The organism is Pontiella desulfatans, assembly GCF_900890425.1.
GTDB classification, from domain to species: Bacteria; Verrucomicrobiota; Kiritimatiellia; order Kiritimatiellales; family Pontiellaceae; genus Pontiella; species Pontiella desulfatans.
In genome coordinates this window covers 1,120,831-1,140,848 of the sequence record NZ_CAAHFG010000003.1, presented here as the reverse complement: position 1 = coordinate 1,140,848, position 20,018 = coordinate 1,120,831, and the positions used below count along the sequence as shown (strand labels likewise).

The 20,018-nt window shown below is 59.6% G+C and carries 11 protein-coding genes; 5 read left to right on the top strand and 6 right to left on the bottom strand.

Translation table 11 applies throughout. The features are described from left to right. Window positions 1-13 precede the first annotated feature (13 nt). The 5 genes from E9954_RS25165 to E9954_RS25150 all read right to left on the bottom strand — a co-directional run bounded on the left by E9954_RS25165 (window position 14) and on the right by E9954_RS25150 (window position 9,214). Complete coding sequence (locus E9954_RS25165) at window positions 14-3,457, bottom strand: sulfatase-like hydrolase/transferase (protein ID WP_136082023.1); 3,444 nt, start codon at window positions 3,455-3,457, stop codon at window positions 14-16. Window positions 3,458-3,562: 105 nt separating this feature from the next. Then, window positions 3,563-5,059, bottom strand: coding sequence for a sulfatase family protein (locus E9954_RS25160; protein ID WP_222847311.1), 1,497 nt, complete (start codon window positions 5,057-5,059; stop codon window positions 3,563-3,565). A gap of 173 nt (window positions 5,060-5,232) precedes the next feature. Next, on the bottom strand, window positions 5,233-7,605 hold the full coding sequence (locus E9954_RS25155; RefSeq protein WP_222847310.1) for a glycoside hydrolase family 95 protein: 2,373 nt from the start codon (window positions 7,603-7,605) through the stop codon (window positions 5,233-5,235). Continuing rightward, window positions 7,598-7,723, bottom strand: a complete 126-nt coding sequence (locus tag E9954_RS33545) for a hypothetical protein (protein ID WP_281281266.1) — start codon at window positions 7,721-7,723, stop codon at window positions 7,598-7,600. The genes E9954_RS25155 and E9954_RS33545 overlap by 8 nt, the downstream gene beginning before the upstream one ends. Before the next feature lie 27 nt (window positions 7,724-7,750). Further along, on the bottom strand, window positions 7,751-9,214 hold the full coding sequence (locus tag E9954_RS25150) for a sialate O-acetylesterase (RefSeq protein WP_136082022.1): 1,464 nt from the start codon (window positions 9,212-9,214) through the stop codon (window positions 7,751-7,753). A 390-nt stretch (window positions 9,215-9,604) separates the two neighbouring features. Here E9954_RS25150 and ald point away from each other — a divergent pair, with 390 nt between their 5' ends. The 3 genes from ald (at window position 9,605) to E9954_RS25135 (ending at window position 12,685) form a co-directional block, all read left to right on the top strand. Beyond that, window positions 9,605-10,720: an alanine dehydrogenase gene (gene ald, locus E9954_RS25145; RefSeq protein WP_136082021.1), complete on the top strand. Its 1,116-nt coding sequence runs from the start codon at window positions 9,605-9,607 to the stop codon at window positions 10,718-10,720. Between the two features lie 90 nt (window positions 10,721-10,810). Next, entirely contained in the window at window positions 10,811-11,257 is a 447-nt protein-coding gene (locus tag E9954_RS25140; RefSeq protein ID WP_136082020.1) for an Lrp/AsnC family transcriptional regulator, read from the top strand. A gap of 27 nt (window positions 11,258-11,284) precedes the next feature. Then, a complete protein-coding gene (locus E9954_RS25135) occupies window positions 11,285-12,685 on the top strand; it encodes a GDSL-type esterase/lipase family protein (RefSeq protein ID WP_136082019.1) in 1,401 nt (466 codons plus the stop codon). 1,237 nt (window positions 12,686-13,922) lie between these two features. Here the strand turns inward: E9954_RS25135 and pgi are convergent. Then, window positions 13,923-15,536, bottom strand: a complete 1,614-nt coding sequence (gene pgi, locus E9954_RS25130; RefSeq protein ID WP_136082018.1) for a glucose-6-phosphate isomerase — start codon at window positions 15,534-15,536, stop codon at window positions 13,923-13,925. A gap of 163 nt (window positions 15,537-15,699) precedes the next feature. Here pgi and E9954_RS25125 point away from each other — a divergent pair, with 163 nt between their 5' ends. Next, a complete protein-coding gene (locus tag E9954_RS25125; protein ID WP_168442590.1) occupies window positions 15,700-17,973 on the top strand; it encodes a carboxy terminal-processing peptidase in 2,274 nt (757 codons plus the stop codon). Between the two features lie 238 nt (window positions 17,974-18,211). Then, the gene (locus E9954_RS25120; RefSeq protein WP_136082016.1) at window positions 18,212-19,930 is read left to right on the top strand and encodes a GspE/PulE family protein; all 1,719 of its coding nucleotides are present in this window, start codon (window positions 18,212-18,214) and stop codon (window positions 19,928-19,930) included. Window positions 19,931-20,018: the final 88 nt, after the last annotated feature.

Sequence of the window (20,018 nt, the reverse complement as noted above, 5' to 3'; positions counted from 1 at the left end):
TCCGTATGAAAGCCTATTCTTCCTCCACGATATAGAACTTCAGTTGATCGACCGGCGGGCCGATGCTGACCGTGTTCGTTGGCGCCGTGCTGGAAATCGAGTTCAGGATGTTCGACCACGAAGAACGCGGGCTATGCAGCGAATCGGTTCCGAGCAGGCGGTAGGTCTGCCCGGTGGTGCTGTTCCAGGAAAAGGCCAGCCCCCCGGCGCTGGAATACGCCATGGCCACATGGATTTCCGGCAACCGGAAGAAGCGGGTTTCCGGCACGGCCTGCCGCGCAATGCCCGGCCCTTCCCACTCGAGCTGCAGCGTGTGCGCCGAGGCGCGCCCATGGCGGTAATAGAGGCGAATGGGATGCAGCCCCGCAACCAGGTTGACCGCGCCGGAGCGCCCGGTTCCATCGTGGTTGAAATCGTCGTCGATCACATGCGCATCGTGGATGAACAGGTTCGCCCCGCTGTCGGAAAGGAGATGGAAGGCATAGGTTCCGGTGGTGGGAATTTCGATGTAGCCGCGGTATAGGATGCCAACATGGTCGTCGCGCGTGCGCACCGAAAGATCGAGGTTCTCCACGCTGCCGAAGGCCACGGCGGGGAGGTCGCGGAATTCGGGAACGAACGACCAGATGCCTTCATGGCAGGAATAGTCGAGGCCGGGCTGCACGCTGCGGGAGGCGTGCGGGACTTGCTCCGAATCATAGGGGCGGCTGGCGCTGGAATCGGAACGGCGCGCCTGCAGCGCGACATCCTTCATCGCCTGGTGCAGCTCCGGCAGGGCGGATGCGAGATTGGTGCCCTGCCCCGGATCGTTGACGACGTTGTAGATGCGGAAGTCGTAGCCGTTATCCTCGATATCGTTGCGGATGCCCATGTGGTTGCCGATGCGCACGCACTGCATCTGGTCGTGCCGCTCGCTGTAATGGCTGGGGAAATAGGAGTTCCAGTTGGGCGTCGAGCCGTTGTGGTAATACTCGAAATAGAGATAGCCTTTGTCGCGCTGCACCGCTTCGCCCGTGAGCGTCGGCAGCAACGAAACACCGTCGCACCAGGCCGGGGCCGGAACGCCCGCCATTTCGGCAAAGGTTGGCATCCAGTCCCAGATGGCGCTGGGATAGTCGATTTCCAGAATGTTGTTTTCGTCGCCCGTCGCCCCGGCAATCCGGCCGGGCCAGTTGACCACGGTCGGCACGCGGATGCCGCCTTCGAACAGGTCGCGCTTGATTCCTTCGAAATGGGCGAACGATCCGAAGTAGCGCGGATCGTTGCCTTCGTTATGCGGGCCGTTGTCGGAGGAAAAAATAATCAGCGTGTTATCCCGGATGCCCAGGTCTTCGAGCAGCTGAACGACGTCGGCCATGGAGTTGTCAATGCGGCGGATCATGCCGACATGCTGCTGGTTCGACTCCGGCCAGGCGGTATCATTTTCGGGATGGTTGTAGGCATCCTCCACCCCGGTGCCGTCGGCGGTCGAGGCATAGCGCACCCTGCCGGAGCCATCGGTTGCGGCAGTCCACTGGATGCCGCCGGCCAGGCCGCCGCCGGCGGGATAGGCCACCGCCGGGCGCTGCATCTTGAAGTGCGGCGTGTCGTAGGCGAGATACAGGAAGAAGGGCTGGTGGTCGCCGTCCTGCACCTCCTCCAGGATCGCCTTCTTGGCGTAGGCCGTCCAGGCGTCGGTGGTGTAGAGATCGAGCGAGGCATCCTTGACCTGGCGGTAGCCGTCGTAGATGTGCGCCCCCTTGCTGGTGCCCCCGTTCCGGGGAAAGTGCTCATGGCCGTCGGCATGGAACAGGTAGCCGAAAAACTCGTCGAACCCGCGGTCGAGCGGATGGCCCTCCAGGTTGCGCGAGCCGTCGCCGGAAAGGTCGACGCTGTTCTCGCCGCCGGCCACGCCGTTCTTGCCGACGTGGATGGTGCGGTAGCCGGCGCGCCGCAAGGTGTCGGCCACGGTGTGGTTATCGGCGATCGCCTTGTCGAACTGGTTGTCGCGCACGGAGGCATGGCCCTGGTGCACCCCCTGCAGCAACGACGCACGGGTGGGCGCGCAAACCGAGGCGGCCACATAGTGGTGGGTCAGCTTGGCGCCGCCCGCCGCGAGCGCGTCGATGTTGGGCGTGTCGAATTTCTGGGAGCCCGTGCGTTGATCCTGCCAGAAGCAGCCGAGGTCGCCGTAGCCGAGGTCGTCGACAAAGAAAAAGAGGACGTTCGGGCGCTCCAGATATTCCGATGGATCGTTGGGATCCAACCCGCGTTCCACCTCCATGCCGTCGGGCGTACCGTCGCCATCGCTGTCGCGCTGGTTCGGGTTGGTGGAATAGAGGTCGGCCTCGTCGAGATCCGGCAGGCCGTCCCGGTCGGTATCGGTGCCGGGGCCGGGAACAATAACGGTCACGGCGGCGTCCATCGTGTTGGCGGCGCCGGAACCGTCCTCCGCAACGGTGACCGAAAGCGTGTAGGTGGTGGAGTTGCTGACCTGGCCGATCCCCATGCCGCCGGAATCGAGGGCCGCCTGCCCATCGACCGATGCAACCAAAGCGGTGACCGTCCCGTTTCCGTCGCTGATTTCAAGATAACCCGCGCCCGCCGTTTGCCAGCTCAGCTCAATATCGCCGGGCAAGCTGAAGCTTTCCGGAGCGGCCTGGAACGCGGCGATGTAGGGCACGCCGTTGGTGGTCGCCGTGGCCGTGACGGGGCCCGAGCCGGAAAAGGAAAGCTGGGTGGAATCGTCGTTGAACGACACGCCTTCCACAAAGATTTTCGCGCCCTGCTCAGAGAATTCGGCAAGGCTGTGGAGCGTCAGTTGCGCGCCGATATCCAGATGCACCTCGGCGGAATTGATCGGGATGCCGGTTCCGTTGAGCGTCAGCGAACTGGTGCCGTCCACCGAGACGACCGCTTTCAGGATAAACTGGAAATCGGCGGAGCTGCCGCCCTCGATCCGCAACGTCGAACCGGCATCATGCAGCGTGATCCCCGCAGCGTCCTTCAACTCGATGAGCCCGCCATCGTCGACCAGGATGGAATCGAATGCCGATACGGCGCCGACCTTCAGCTGCGATCCCGAACCGGTAATGGTCATGGCCGACCCCGCGCCGCCCCCAACCACGCTATCGTTGCCGCCAAGCACCTTTCCGTTCGCCACCAGCAGGTCGTCGCCGGATGCCAGCATGAAATCGCCGTTGAAGTTATTGGGCTTCCCCGAACCCGAATTGATTTCGATCAACCCGCCCGTATTGGCGGTCAGTTCGGTATTGGCATTGACCGAATTATTGGGCGGCACCGCGCCGGAATCGTCGAGCCAGTTGGCCTCCTTGTACAGCGAGACCGCATCGCCCGCCCCCGTCCAGGTCAGCGCTGCCGGAGCCTGATTGCTTGCCACGACCCAAATCGCCAACAACACCAGGAACCGAGCCTTCAGCCCGATTCCGCGACCCATTCCATTTGCAAAAATATCCATATAGCTTTTTCCGATCTGGTGCGACAAAACAGGCCGGCATCATGCCGTGCGGCCCTACCCCCCTAGCTTTCTAACGTTTGCCGAACCCGAAGAGTGACGTCATCTCTAGTTCTTTTTTGCGGCCAGGCCTTCATCGCGCATCCCGCGCCAGAGGGCGGTCATCTCCTTTGCCATCGTGGCAACCACTTCGGGATGCTGCTCGGCAATATCGTTGCTCTGCGCGGGATCCACCGAAAGATCGTAGAGTTCGAACAGCACCGGATCGTTGTGGACAAACCAATCATTGAGTTCCTCGCCTTCGGCGCGCTTTGGCAGGCGGCCGATCAACGAATAACTGCCCGAACGCATCGAGACCTGCGGCATGCGGAACCAGGTGTCGCCATGGTGCGGGAAAAACCAGATGGCGGAATCCTTGCGCTCAACCGTTTGACCCAGGAAGGCGTTGAAGGCATCGACCCCGTCCACGTTGCGGTTGGCCGGAACCGCGGCGCCGACCAGCTTGCAGACCGTCGGCAGTATATCGGTTCCGCTGAAGAGCACCCCGCTTTCGCTTCCGGCCGGAATGGCGCCGGGGAGGCGGGCGATGCCGGGCACGCGGTGGCCGCCTTCGAACGGATAGCGTTTCATGCCGCGCAATTCGCCGGGGGTGCCGAAACACTTGTCGCGGATGGGATCTTCCCACTGGCCCTGGCACTCCTCGAAGGTGACCGGCGTTTCGGGGCCGTTGTCGCTGGTGAACAGCACCAGGGTGTTTTCCCGGAGCCCCTGTTCGTCGAGCGTATTCATCAAACGGCCAAAGGCGTCGTCGAGCTGGTTCACGGTTCCGTAATACTCTTTTTTATAGGCGGAGATATCCTTTTCCGGGCGGTTGATCGTTCCGTATCGGGTCTGCTTTTCCAGCTGCTCCACCCACGGGTTGTCATACTTGGAGCTGTAGGCCTCCGGCGGATGGATCGGCGTGTGCGGCTCGTGCGAGCAGACATACATGAAGAACGGCTTTTCTTTGTTGCGCTTCGACTTCAGCCATTCGCGCGCGTCATCAACGATCACATCGCAATACCATCCATCGACCTCGCCCACCGGCTCGCCGTTCTTGATGAACGCCTTGGGGCGCTGCGGCCCGCCCAGTTTATCGAAGGCGTTCAGCGTCGTGCCCATCCAATAGTCGAAGCCCTGCTCGCCCGGGCCGGGATGGACATAATGGGTATGCTCCAGCGTGGAAAGATGCCACTTGCCCCAGAACGCGGTTTCGTAGCCCTTGCCCTTGAGCACTTCGGCGAGGGTGACTTCCTCATCCTTCAGGAAGGTGGTTCGGTTGTGGATATAGAAGAAGCCGGAGCGGTAGGGATTGCGGCCGGTCAGCAGCGCGGCGCGCGAAGGGGAACACACGGTGCCGCCGGAATGGCAATCCGTCAACCGCACGCCCTCCCGGGCGAATTGGTCGAGATGGGGCGTTTGGATAATCCTGTTGCCATAGCAACCCAGATCGCCATACCCCAAATCATCGGCCAGAAAGACAATGACGTTGGGCGGCGCTTTCTTCCCGGCGAAGCCGGAACCGGCCACCCCCGCGAGCAGCAACAGCATTAGCATTTTTTCCATCTTATCGTTCCTTACCTTCCTGCTTCTCCAACTATTGCTCCAACCGCTCCGCAGAAATAATTGGCAAAATCATTTAATGCAAAATGATGGCTTCGACTCGCACGAGAGAAAGTTCAACATTTTGCATAAAATCATTTTGCTTAATTCATCTACAGTAGCGTCGCGGTCGTTTTCTACTGACTAACCAGTTTGTACGAACCGTCTTTGACGGTGCGGAACTCAAGCGATCCGTCTGTGTTCAGCGTTGTCTCGATCTCTTTTCCATCCTGCAAAACCTTGAACGCGGCACCGTCGCCGATGCGGCAAACGGTTCCTGCCTTCGACAGGATTTCGACCCGGGAAATGCGCTGGTCGTCCCACTTCATGTTCAACTCAAATCCACCGCGGACGCATACGCCGTCGAACGCGCCGTTCGCCCATTCCTGCGGCAAGGCGGGCAGCAGATCGATCGCACCCTCGTGCGACTGCACCAGCATTTCGGTAATGCCTGCGGCCACGCCCATGGTGCCGTCGATCTGCAACGCGGTTCCGCACTTGGCGAACAGCTGCGGACAGCACTGCTCCTGCAAATATACCTTGAAGACCTTGTTGGCGCGATCGCCATCGAAGAGCCGCGCCCAAAGCGCCATCTTCCAACCCATGGAAAAACCTTTGCCTCCATCGCCGCGCTGTTCGAGCACCGCCTTGACGCCATCGATGTATTGCGGGGTGCGCCTGGCGGAAATGACGTTGCCCGGATAGAGGCCGTAGAGGTGGGAGAAATGGCGGTGCCGGTCTTCCATCTGCCCCAGGTCTTCCGTCCATTCCTGCAGGGTGCCGTCTTTTCCAATGGTTGGAGGAGCCAGCCTTTTCCGGGCGGCGAGCGCCTGCCGGCCGAAGTCCGACTCCTTGCCCAGCAGCTTTTCGGCTTCGAGATAGTTGCCGAACAGGTCGGTCAGGATCTGGATGTCCATCGACGAGCCGTAGCAGATGGTCGTGAAATAATACATGCCCGTCACTTCGTCGTAGAAATATTCATAGCCGGGGCCCTTCGGCGGGTTTTCCGGAGAGGTCGAAGGATTGGTCACGAGGAATTGGCCCGAGGGATCCTCCACGAGGAAATCGAGGAAAAACTGAACGGAACCTTCCAGCAGCGGCAGGATTTCCTTCAGGTATGCTTCGTCCCGCGTGTAGAGGTAGTGGTCGAACAGCTGGTTGCAGATCCAGGCACCGCCGACGGTGAAGGTGCCCCAGCAGGGGCCGTCCATCGGCGCCGCCACGCGCCACAGGTCGGTGTTCTGGTGGAACACCCAACCGCGCGCGCCGTAGTGCTCCTTCGCCACCTGCGCGCCTTGGTCGGTCAGCTCCTGCGCCATCTTCCTGAAGGGCTCGAAGCATTCGGCGAGGTTGCCGGACTGGGCGTTCCAATAGTTCATCTCGGCATTGATGTTGGTGGTGTATTTCGAATCCCACGACGGATTCATATCCTCGTTCCAGATGCCCTGCAGGTTGGCGGGCTGGGTTCCGGGACGCGATGAGGCAATCAGCACGTATCGCGCAAAGTGGTAGCAAAGCGCCGCGAGGTTGGGATCCGGATCTTTCTTGCGCTCATCGGTCGGGAGGAAGGAGCGTTTGTTCTTCGGCAGCTCCAGCGCGACCCGCTTGAAAAAGTTCCAATGGTTGGAAACGGCGGCTTCGGCAATTGCATTGAACGGCTTCCCTTCCACCTTTTTCAAGCAGTCCGCCACGCGCTTTTCCTGATCGGCGCCGACATCCTTATAGTTCTTGAAATTGGAGGCCGCCGCAATGAGCAGCGTCACCGCGTCCGCGTTTTCGATGATCAGGAAATCGTCTTCCACTTTCATGGTTCCACCCTCTGGAACCGCCTGCAGCTCGGCCTTGTAGCGCAGCCGGCCTTCGATGCCCAGATAGTCGGCCGACTTGCCGTTGAGCATCAGGCCGCTCCGGCCGACGCCATCCATACGGAAATAGTCGGTGGCATAGTTCGAATGCGCACTGTTGCGGCATCCGCGCAGCTGCGCCTTGAAGGAGAGCGCGCCGGGCTGGCTCGCCGTCAGGCGGACGGCGATCACCTGATCGGGCGCGGACGCGAACACCTCGCGGCGGAACGTCACATCGTCAACGGTGTATTCCACACCGGCGATGCCGGTTTCCAGATCCAGCCATCGCCGATAGTCCTTCACCTTCTCCTGCCCGTCGAAGAACAGCATGAGGTTGGCGAGCGATTGGTATTTCTGCTGCTCGACGGGATAGCCCATGAGCTTTCGGCCAAACAGCTTGTGGGCCCGGATCGGCTGGCCTTCGAAGATGTGTTGCTGGATGGTCGGCAACGCTTCGGCAACGCCTTTCACCACCGTGGAATAGGGGCCGCCCGACCAGCAGGTTTCTTCGTTCAACTGGATCCGCTCCACGCCGTGGCTCCCGAAAACCATGGCCCCCAGCCGGCCGTTCCCCACGGGCAGCGCGGCCTGCCAATCCGCGGCGGGCGCGGCGTACCACATCACGGTTGCAGGATCGAATTGCTGTGTATCGATCTTCTCAAACATATCCTTCTCCATCGCCTGCATATTCACCGCAACCCCCATCAGCACGAAAATAGCGCAAAAAAATTTGATACGAAAGGTTGGCTTCGACCCCATCGGCAGAGCGTTCAATCTTTTGCATTCAATCATTTTGCTTCATTCCCCCGCGTTAGTTTTCGATGGGCCAGTCGTCGGTGCGGAACGAAGGCGCCGGCAAGCCTTCCTGGTTGGAAAGGTTGGGCATATCGGCATTGCCCCAGCCATAGCGCACCGCAACCGGCTTCGAAACCCCTTCGGCGCGGACAACAACCGTGTCGCCATCGATCACTGCTTCGGCATCGACAAACCGTTTATCTTTTCCGGCAATGGTGAAATGGGTCAGCGCCTCGCCATCGCGGCTGACGAGCCCGCCGCCGACGTGATCGAACGCGAGCCGAACCTGGCCGCCTTCGATCCGGCACCCTTTAAACAGCGGGCCCGAACAAACAAGGTTGGATTGGCCGTAATCCTTCGCCAAGGCCAGCAGGGCCAAGCGATGCGCCACGGGTTTTTTCTTCTTCGGATGAATGTTGCCCGCATCCCCGACATCCATCGTTACGGCCATGCCGGTGTTGGGCACCGCCAGCGCCAGGGTCTGCGCCTCGCGCAGGAAGGCGACCCCGATCGGCTCGTTCTTATAGGCCCATGGCGCGATCTGCACATAGTAGAACGGGAAATCGCCGATGCCCCAGCGGTTGCGCCAATCCTTGATCATGGCGGGGAAAAGCGTGCGGTACTGCACGGGTTCCTTCACGTTCGATTCGCCCTGGTACCAGATCGCGCCGCGTATCGCGAACGACACCAGCGGCTCGATCATGCCGTTAAAAAGCACCGCCGGGTTGCGTTGGTTCATGCCTTTCGGTTTCTGCGCGGGTGGATAAAGAAGCCCCGTCTGATCGATCATCTCCGGATATTCGGCCATGCGTTCGTTGAATTCGGGGAACGCCTTGCCCAGCACCTCCCGGCTCGTCCACGCCTCGGCGGAGGAACCGCCCCAGTTGACGGATATTAAACCGATCGGCACGTTGAGTGCTTCGAAAAGTTCGCGCCCGAAGAAAAAACCCACCGCGCTAAAACCGTAGACACTGGCGGGGTTGCAGACCGACCAGCTCGCCTTCACCGAATCCTGCGGTTCCAGCGCGATCACCTGCGCCACCTGGCAAAACCGGATGTTGGGATAGTTGGCCGTTTCGGCATCCTCCTTCCAATGGTCGACCCCGAACCCCCGCATCTTCCACTGCATGTTCGACTGCCCGGTGCAGAGCCACACCTCGCCCGCAAGGACGTTGCTCAGCTCAATCGTTTCGTCGCCGCTTTGTATCGAGAGGCTGAGCGGGCCGCCGGCCTTGGGCGTTTTTACTTTCGTCTTCCAAGCGCCATCGGCATCCGCCTTCGTCTCATAACCCTTTTTGCTCCAGGAGACGGAGATTGTCACCTTTTCGCCGGGCTTGGCCTTGCCCCAGATCGCGGCATCGGTCTCCCGTTGCAGCACCATATTGCTTCCGAACGGGCTCCCCAGCTTCAAGGATTGGCCCATCGCCGCCGAAGCGAACAACGAAGCAACCAAAAGCACAACCGCATGTATTTTATGCATTCCAACCCCACTGGAGGAATCCGGTTCGCGGATTCCGGTTATCGTTTTGTTTCAAATCCCATTTAACACCATGCTGAAAGGCTACCCAAGCGGAGGAACCTCCGTCTTGTAGGATTCTGGCAGGTCTGTGTAGATTACTGAAAGAACCATTCGAACGAGATCCAGGACGCATCATTTACTCTGGGCATCAAGGGACAGAATGATGGAAGGACAGGATCATTTCTCCCTACCTGCATAAAAATAATCCTCTCATTCCATCATCCTGCCCCAAGCCCGCGCTACGCTATCCGCATCCATATCTATATGTTTTACGTTTTTCGTATTAAACATTTGCCTAAAAACCATATTCGTTCTAAAAGCGACCAACACCAATCAACAACGGAGTGTGTCATGAGAATCGGAGTGGCGAAGGAGATCAAGAAACACGAGTATCGCGTTGGCCTCACACCGGCGAACGCGAAGTCGTATATCAGGGCGGGCCATGAAGTATCGATCGAGGCTGGCGCGGGCGCCAACGCGGGCTTTCCCGACCAGGCCTATCTGGACTGCGGCGCCGCCATTGAGTCCGACACCCAGGCGCTGTTCAACAACAGCGACATGATCATTAAGGTGAAAGAGCCGCAGGCCTGCGAGTATGACCTCTTCCATGAAGATCAAATCCTCTACACCTATCTCCACCTCGCCGCCGACGAGGCCCAAACCCGGGCGCTCATGGAACGGAAGATTATTGCCGTGGCCTACGAAACCATCGAGGAAGCCGACCGCCACCTCCCCTGCCTCACCCCCATGAGCGAAATCGCCGGACGCCTCTCCGTGCAGGAGGGCGCGAAATATCTCGAAAAGCCCTATGGCGGACGCGGCGTGCTGCTTGGCGGCGTGCCGGGCGTTCCCCGCGGCAAGGTGGCGATCCTCGGTGGCGGAATCGTGGGAAGCAACGCGGCCAAAATGGCGATCGGACTCGGGGCCGACGTGACCGTCCTCGACATCAGCGCCAAACGGCTGGCCTATCTCGACGACATCTTCGAAACCCGTATCACCACGCTCTACAGCAACGAGGAAAACATCGAGCTGGTGCTGAAGGAAAGCGATCTGGTAATCGGCGGTGTGTTGATCCCGGGGGCGAAGGCGCCGCACCTCGTCCGCAAGGAACATCTGAAACTGATGAAACCCGGAGCGGTCATCGTCGATGTCGCCGTGGACCAGGGCGGTTGCGTTGAAACCACCCACCCCACCACCCACGACGACCCCATCTTCGAAGTGGAGGGAATCGTCCACTACTGCGTGGCGAACATGCCCGGGGCGGTTGCACTAACCTCGACCCTCGCGCTGACCAGCGCAACGCTCCCCTACGGCTTGGCCCTCGCCAACCAGGGCGCGGAAGAAGCCGTTAAATCGTCCGCCGCAATCAGCAAGGGCCTGAATATTTACAAGGGCGCCTGCACCTACGCCCCGGTGGCCAAGGCCCTCGGCATCGACTACACGTCGGTGGATGAGCTGATACACTAAATAATCTCACCACAGAGTGCACAGAGGCACAGAGCAACCTCACCGTAAGCCATGCTCAGTGGCTCAGTGTCCTCTGTGGTGGAAACATAAATGGAGCGGCAAATGCAACTGGATGGAACGGACTGGAAAATCATCAACATTCTACGGGAGGCCCATGTCCCCAACAACGCCATTGCCAAAGCGCTGAACCTGTCGGAAGGCGCCATACGGCAACGGCTGAAAAAGCTCAAGGACTCCGGCGTCATGGTGGTTCGCGGACTGATCAACCCCGACATCCTCGAAGGCCAGCAAATCGCACTGATCGCGGTGACCGTGGCCGAGTCGGCGCTGCTGGAAAGCAAGGCGGCCGAGATTGCCGAACTTGAAAACGTCCAATCGGTGAACCTTACCACCGGGCGCTACGACCTGATGGTCGAGATCCTGGTTGATTCCAACAAGGGCCTGGTGAGGTTTCTCACCGAACAGCTCTCCCAAGTGGCGGGCGTCTCTTCGACGGAAAGTTTCCTCGTCCTCAAAGGCTACAACAAATATATCTAGCTCGAACCTCAACCCATCCGGAGCCGCATGAAAAAAACAACCCTCCTAGCCCTCGCTTCCCTGTCGGTCCTCACCGGGGCCCACGCAATGCCCATTAAAGTCGCCTGCGTCGGCGACTCCATCACGTATGGCGCCCGAATCGAAAACCGGGAGGAAAACTCCTACCCGAAACAACTCGGCAACCTGCTGGGCGAAGGCTATGTGGTGCAAAATTTCGGGGTCAGCGGATCCACCCTGCTTAAAAAGGGCAACCGCCCCTACGTTCAACAAAAGCAATACCGCGACTCGCTGGCCTTCAATCCCGACATCGTCATCATCAAACTCGGCTCCAACGATAGCAAACCCGGCAACTTCGACGCCCACCAGGACGAATTTGTCCCCGATGCCGTTGCACTGGTCAAATCCTACCAAGCCCTGCCATCCAGTCCGCGCGTCATCCTCTGCAAACCCGTGATGGTCACCGTCAAAGACAAACCGATCACCGAGAAGGTCGTCCGCCAAGAGGTGTCGCCACAGATTGAAAAAGCCGCCATTCAACTCGGCGTCGAACTGGTCGATCTCCACCCGCTCCTGCGCGACCGTCCCGAATGGTTGCCCGATGGGATCCACCCCAATGCCCAGGGAGCCAAAGTCCTGGCCGAATATCTCCACCGCCATCTGACCACGCCCCGCGTCAAAAACGTTTCCATGGACTATCCGAAGCCGCAATCAACAGAATACTTTCATGGCTACGAAGTCGACAACAGCCATTTCGAAGGCATCGACTGCAAGATCGCCAAACCACGGGTTCCGGCCACAGGATCGCCGTGGATCTGGCGCGCCCGCTTTTGGGGACATGAACCGCAGTTCGATGTCGCCATGCTCGAGCTCGGTTGGCACATCATCTACTGCAACGTCGCCGATCTGTTCGGCTCACCGGAAGCCGTCGAACGCTGGAACACCTGCTACCGGAAAACCCAACAGATCGGCTTGAATCCCAAACCCGTCCTGGAAGGCATGAGCCGCGGCGGATTGATTATCCACAACTGGGCGGTCGCCAACCCCGACAAGGTGGCCGGAATCATTGCCGACAACGCCGTACTGGATTTTACCAGCTGGCCCGGCGGCCTGGGCGCGGGCGAGGGAAGCGCGGGCAATTGGAAGAAATGCCTCGCGGCCTATGGATTGGCCGACGACGCGGCCGCCAAAGCCTACGACCGCCAACCGGTGCACACGGTCAACCAACTGGCGGAGGCAGGCATCCCCCTGCTCTACCTGGTCGGTCTGGACGACCGCGTGGTTCCGCCCGAAGAAAACAGCCTGAAAGCGGCGAAGGCGCTCAAGGGTTATCCCGGACTCCGGATCATTGAAAAGCCCGGCATGGACCACCATCCGCACGCGTTGCCGAACCCTTCCCCCATCGTCGACTTTGCGCTCGGCACCCGTTGATGCCCGGGGTTCAACCGCCCCTTGGTTCCGATCAAATAGGTGCGGCACGGCACAACGCATGGGTTTCAAACTGGTTTACCAGCTGTAACGGAGTCCAAGGTCGACGAGGAGCGCGTCGGCTCCATCGCCCATGGAGGAGGTCAGGCCGCCGGGGGCCGGGATAGACGGTTTTTTGACAGGATAACCAGATGTACGGGATCGGCGGGCGGCTCAAACGGAGCGGGGGCTTTCCTGCCCCCGTCGGGGACAGGAATGTCCCCGCTCCCGCACCAACCATTCCCCGCCGACGCGCCGCTGGTCGTACCGCAGGCGGCCCGCCTGCCCCGCCGAACGGGCAACCACCGCGCGCCCCCAAAACCGCTCGTTATCTTCTGCATCAAACCCTTGTATTCTCAGCCTTTTCCAACGCCATTCGGAACCTCTTGGATGACCCTTAGTTCTTCAAACACAAAGATCAAAGGACCGACCCTTCGCCAAGCTACCAACAAGATGAGAACACTGAACAATATTGGTTTTATGTAGTTCATGTTTTTATGCGATTCCAACGATTAGGATTTTATCCCTCCTGCTTCCCCAAACGTCCTCTCTGCTGAAGCAGGTTAAAGAGCAGGAGGATATGAGGGCACCCAAAAGGTGCCATCTTGATGTTGGACTGAGCCACCCCGGCACGTCCGGCCTATCTATGGGGATTGTATGGAGCGCGAGTCCCCGTCGCCATGATATTATTAACATTTCTTTCCAAGGGGCGGGGCCCGTCGGTTCCGGCGGAGCGGCCGCGGATGCGGACGGCGGAAGGTTCCGGGCGATGGTGGCGGTAGTGTTCGCCAGCCGGGCCAGCCCGTTGATGTAGGTCTTGATGGCACGCTCGGAATAGTGCCCGAGCCTCAGCGTTTGGATCGTGCGTTCGCGCAACGCCGTCATGGTTTATCTCCGGTTCATCCCGGTGTTCCCCATGAACACCGGGGCGAAACGAAGCGTTACCCCAAAACGAATTAAATGCGAGAGCCTGACGCGTAGCGGCTTCGTTCAACTTGTATTTGTTGGCCACAAAGAGGCACAAGAAGCACGAAAACCTGCTGAACGGAATTGTCTTTGTGTTTCCTATGCCTTTTTGTGGCAATCCATTTTCCTGCAAGGGCGGAACAATCAATTCTATTCAGATCAATTCCATAATAGGCGCCTATATGCGCAAAAAAAAAGCGGAGCCGTGGCTCCGCTTTTTTTGCGACCGGGAATCCTATTTGTTTGCGCGGAAATATTCGATCAACGCGTTGGTGGAGGCGTCGTGCGCGAGGGCGCTTTCGGCCTCGAGCTCGGGCAGGATGGCCTTGGCGAGGATCTTGCCGAGTTCAACGCCCCACTGGTCGAAGGAGTAGATGTCCCAAATGATGCCCTGCACAAAGATCTTGTGTTCGTAGAGGGCCACCAGCTGGCCGAGTACGGACGGGGTTAGCTTTTCGGCCATGATGCTGTTGGTCGGGCGGTTGCCTTCGAAGGTTTTGTGCGGGATCAGCTCGGCGGGTACGCCTTCGGCCTCCAGCGATTCCGCAGTCTTGCCGAAGGCGAGAGCCTGGGTCTGCGCAAAAAAGTTGGCCATCAGCTTAACATGGTGGTCGCCGATGGGATTCTGCGATTTGCAGAAGCCGATGAAGTCGCACGGGATGAGCTTGGTGCCCTGGTGGATGAGCTGGTAGAAGGCGTGCTGGCCGTTGGTGCCGGGTTCGCCCCAGATGATTGGCCCGGTCTGCCATTCGACCTTTTCGCCGGAGCGGCTGATGTATTTGCCGTTGCTCTCCATGTCGCCCTGCTGGAAGTAGGCCGCGAAACGGGACATGTATTGGTCGTACGGCAGGATCGCCTGCGAGTCGGCCCCGAAGAAGTTGTTGTACCAAATGCCGAGCAGCGCGAGGATCACCGGCATGTTTTCGGCGAACGGCGCGGTGCGGAAGTGGACATCCATCTTGTGGTAGCCGGCGAGCAGCTCGGTGTAGTTGTCGGCGCCGATGGCGATCATCAGCGGCAGGCCGATGGCGGAGGTGAGCGAGTAGCGGCCGCCGACCCAGTCCCAGAAGGCGAACATGTTGGCGGTATCGATACCGAATTCGGAAACCGCGTCGGCGTTGGTGGAGAGCGCCACGAAATGTTTGGCGATGGCCGCTTCGTCCTTCAGCGCATCGAGGCACCAGGAACGGGCGGAGTGCGCGTTGGTCATGGTTTCCTGCGTGGTGAAGGTCTTGGAGGCGACGATGAAGAGGGTTTCCTCGGCATCCAGGCCCTGCAGCGCTTCGGCAATGTGGGTGCCGTCGACGTTGGAGACGAATACAATGTTCAGGTCGCGCTGGGAGTAGGGCTTGAGCGCTTCGTAGGCCATGACGGGGCCGAGATCGGATCCGCCAATGCCGATGTTGACGATATTCCTGATCGGCTTGCCGGTGTGGCCTTTCCACTCGCCGGAACGAATCTGGCCGGAACAGGCGGCCATTTGGTCGAGTACGGCGTGGACGGCGGGGACGACGTTTTCGCCATCGACCTCGATCACGGCGTCTTTCGGGGCGCGCAGGGCAACGTGCAACACGGCGCGGTCTTCGGTGGCGTTGATCTTTTCGCCGGTGAACATGGCTTCGATCCACTTCTTGAGGTCGGCGGACTCGGCGAGCGCAACGAGCTTGCCCATGGTTTCGGCGGTGATGCGGTTCTTGGAATAGTCGAGCAGGAGGTCTTCGGCCTTAAGGGTGAACCGCGCGGCGCGGGAAGCATCCGCGAACAAATCGCGCATGTGTGCGTCCTTGATTTCGGAACAATGGCTTTCGAGGGCTTTCCATTCTGAACGTTCGGTCAATTTGGTGGTCATAGAAACATATCTCCTTTTGAAATGGATTCGAGTGCCGGAAAATACAGGCATTGGAACATGGGTTGAAGGTAAAAACGCAGGAATCTACGCCCCAAACCAGGCTTGTTTTGAGACGGAACAGCCGATATGGTGGTATTCCCTAAATTGCGACCGAAGGATTTACATGAGAGCCAGAACCCATTTATTGGTTATTTCACTCGCGACACTCCCGATGCTGGGAAGTTGCGATCTCGCAAAAAGCGAACTGGATACGAAGAAAATCAGCCGTTCCGTGGCCTATTCGCTCCCGGTTTTCCATCTGAACCAGTTGCCGATGGATACGCACATCTCCACCAACGCGTTCAACCTGTTCATCAACTCGCTCGATCCCGCGCACAGCTATTTCCTGCAATCCGACATCAAGAAATTCGAGAAAGACTCGAAAAACCTCCACAAGCTCCTGCGCAAAGGGGACATCGAGTTCGCCCACGAGGTCTTCAACACCCTGATGGACCGGCTGGAAAACCGCATGGCCTTCACCGAGACCCAACTGGAGAAGGGATTCGATGTCGAAACCGACGAAACCTTCCTGTGGGATCGCAAGGATGCCCCTTGGCCCAAGAACGAGGCCGAATGGGACAACCTCTGGCGCAAACGCCTGAAAAACGAATATGTGGCCCGGCTCGTCTCCAAGCAGATTTATCCCAGCAACACCAATACCGTTGCATACATTGACGGCCAGAGTCCCTCTCCCCAATTCACTGCGTCCACCATTACTTTGGCCAATCGCTCCGTCCCGGCCACTGCTGACCCTCTCTTGGCCACTCCCGCCACCCCGGCCACCCCTATCGATCCCAATGCCATGTGCGAGGTCGCCACCAACCTAACCGCCGTAACGGAACCCAGCACCAACGCGACAGTAGTAGCGGGATACGTTGAGGCGGAAGAGGACGATAAGCTTTCGCCCGAGGAATTCATCCTGGAGCGCTACAAACAATTCCAACTGACCATGGAATCGTTCGACGAGGAGATGCTGCTCCAGCGCTACCTCTCCTCCTTCTCGCTCGTCTACGACCCGCACTCCGACTACATGTCGCCCAGCAGCGTCGAGGATTTCGACATCAACATGAAGCTCTCGCTGGTGGGCATCGGCGCCATGCTGCGGCCGGACGACGGCTCCGCCAAGATTATCCGCCTGATCCCCGGCGGCCCCGCCGAGCGCGACGGACGCCTCAAGGCCGGCGACAAGATCGTGGCCGTGGCCCAGGGCAAGGAGGAACCGGTGAGCATCCTGCATTGGCCGCTCTATAAAGCCGTCCGCCTCATCCGCGGCGAAAAAGACACCACCGTCGTGCTGACCGTCATCCCGGCATCCGACCGCTCCGGAACCCGCACCAAGAAAATCGACCTCGTGCGCGACGAAGTGAAGCTTGAGGAACAGGCCGCCAAGGGCGAAGTCAAAACCCTGAAGACCGACGATGGCCAGGAGCGCAAGTTCGGCGTCATCACCCTCCCCGACTTCTATGCCGACTTCCAGGCCACCAGCAAAAACCAGAAGGATGCGCGCCGCGCCTCCACCGACGTCCGCAGGCTGATCAACGAACTCACCCTCGAAGGCATCGAAGGCATGGTGCTCGACCTGCGCAACAATGGCGGCGGCTCGCTGGTCGAGGCCATCGAAACCGCCGGCCTCTTCATCTCTTCCGGCCCCATCGTCCAGGTCAAGGAACGCAACGGCATCCAGGTGCTGCCCGACGCCGACCCGGACATCAACTACGACGGCCCCATGATCGTGCTCGTCAACCGCCTCAGCGCATCGGCCTCCGAAATTCTCGCGGCCGCCTTGCAGGACTACAAGCGCGCCATCATTGTCGGCGACAAGCAGACCCACGGCAAGGGCTCGGTGCAGACCCTGATGACCCTCGGCGACCGCAGGGGCTCGCTCAAGCTGACCACCGCCGGCTTCTACCGCATCAACGGCGGCTCCACCCAGCTCAAGGGCGTCACGCCCGACATCATCATCCCCTCCTACCTCGACGTCATGGATGTCGGCGAGGATTCGCTTGAGCATGCGTTGCCGTGGGACACCATCCGCCCGGCGATGTACCGCCCGCACAACGGGCTTTCCAAGCTGGTGCCCGCCCTGGCCGACCAATCGCGCGAGCGCATCGACAACGACGACGAATTCAAAGCCTTCCTCGCCAAGCGCGAGCGGCTCAAGGAGCGCTACGAAACCAAGATCGTTTCCCTCTCCCTCGAAAACCGTCTCGCCGAAGCCGAGGCCGAAAAGGAACTCGACGACATCCAAAGCGGCGCCTTCCTCGACGATGAGGGGGAAGAGGATGAAAAGTCCGACATCATACTCGACGAAACCCTCAACATTCTTTCCGACCTGGTCGACATGGATACGATGGCCCAGAACACCGAACTCATCGCGCCCAACCTCAGCGGGAACTAGCGGCAACGCCCACAACGCAGCAGCCCCACCGGACATCCCACCAGAATCCAATGGGACAAAGGAACACCACGCATCTGACGACGGCCGTCGCGAGATGCGTGGCAGGCACATCGGCCGGACATGGGGTAAATCCGCATTTCCTGCACAATAAACCGGGCGAGCGGATCGTTGGAAGGACTCGACTCCAACCAATAATCTATTGCTTTTTCCAAAGCCGGAATGGCAGGATGCGTTTCCCATGTTGACGACCAATACCAGAATCCACGACCTACTCGAAGCCACGGGCCTCCTTGAAGAGCGGCAGCTGAAAAACCTGCTGGCCGAAGCCCGCGAAAACGGAACCGCCATTTGCGCAACCATCTTGAAAGGCAGCGAGCTCAAGGAAGAAAAATTACTTGAAAAGCTGGCCGAAACCATGGCGTTGCCCTTCCAGCGGCTCAAGGAGGTCGAAGTGGAGAACGGGGTGCTTGAAATGCTGCCGACCAAGGCGATTTTCCAATACAACGTTATTCCGTTGGCCCACGAGGAGGGGTGCCTGAAGGTCGCAACGAGCGATCCCTTCATCCACGGTTTGGTGGATGCCCTCCGGCTCGCCGCCGAATGCCGCATACGGCTGGTGATCTGCCCGTCGGAGGATATTTCGACCGCCGCCAAGAAATTCTACGGAGTCGGCGCGGAAACCCTCGACCGCATGATGCAGGACGGCGCCATCGACCTGGAGGACGACGACAACCTGCTGAAGCAGGACTTGAGCGAACTCGACCAGGAAGCGTCCGTTGTTAAATTCGTCAACCAGATTATCTGGGAAGCCTATAACGACCGCGCCACCGACATTCACATCGAACCCATGGAAATGGACTTGCGCATCCGCTACCGCGTGGACGGCGTGTTGCACGAAACCCCGATGCCGCCCCAGCTCAAGCGGTTCCAGTCTTCCGTGATTTCCCGCATCAAGGTGATGGCCAACATGGATATCGCCGAGAAACGGTTGCCGCAGGATGGCCGCATCAGCGTCCGCATCCGCGGTGCCGAAATCGACGTGCGCGTATCCACCATGCCCACCGTCTACGGCGAGTCGGTCAGCCTGCGTCTGCTGATGCGTGGCGGCGGGCTGGTCACCATGGCGGATCTCGGCCTGAACGACCACGACAGCGCCATCCTCAAGAAAATGATCACCCGGCCGCACGGCATCCTGCTCGTAACCGGGCCGACCGGTTCAGGAAAATCCACCTCCCTCTACGCCTGGCTCCACACCATCAACTCGGTGGATAAGCGCATCATGTCCGCCGAAGACCCGATTGAATACGAAATGGCTGGCGTCAACCAGGTGCAGATGCGTCCGGAAATCGGGCTCACGTTTGCCAACACCCTTCGCACCTTCCTTCGCCAGGATCCCGATGTGATCATGGTGGGGGAAATCCGCGACAAGGAGACGGCGGAAATCTCGATCCGCGCGGCCCTGACCGGGCACTTGGTCTTCAGCACCATTCATACGAACGACTCGGCCAGTACCATCACCCGCTTGCTCGACATGGGCATCGAACCCTTCCTCGTGGCCTCTTCGGTCGAAGGCATTGTGGCCCAGCGCCTGGTTCGCGGGCTTTGCAAGGCCTGCCGCCAACCGGTCGAACTCGACGAAGCATTCCTGAAGGAACACAACTTCCCGATCGAGCGCCTGGCCAACGAAGGACCGATCTACGAAGCCGTCGGATGCGACGAATGCCGCGGCAACGGATACAAAGGCCGAACCGGAATCTTTGAAATCCTGCACGTAACCGATGAAATCCGTCCCTTGGTGATTGCCCATGCATCCGCCGCCGAGATCAAGAACCGGGCCCTGGAGCACTGCAACATGAAAACCCTGCGCGACGATGGCTGGGACAAGGTGCTGGCCGGCACGACGACCATCGATGAAATCCTCCGCGTCACCGAAGACGACGATTACGACGAAGAGTGAGGCGTGAGGCGTGAGGCGTGAGGCGTGAGGCGTGAGGCGTGAGGCGAAAAAAGGAAAACCCCTCAGTCGCAAAGTCAATTACGAATTA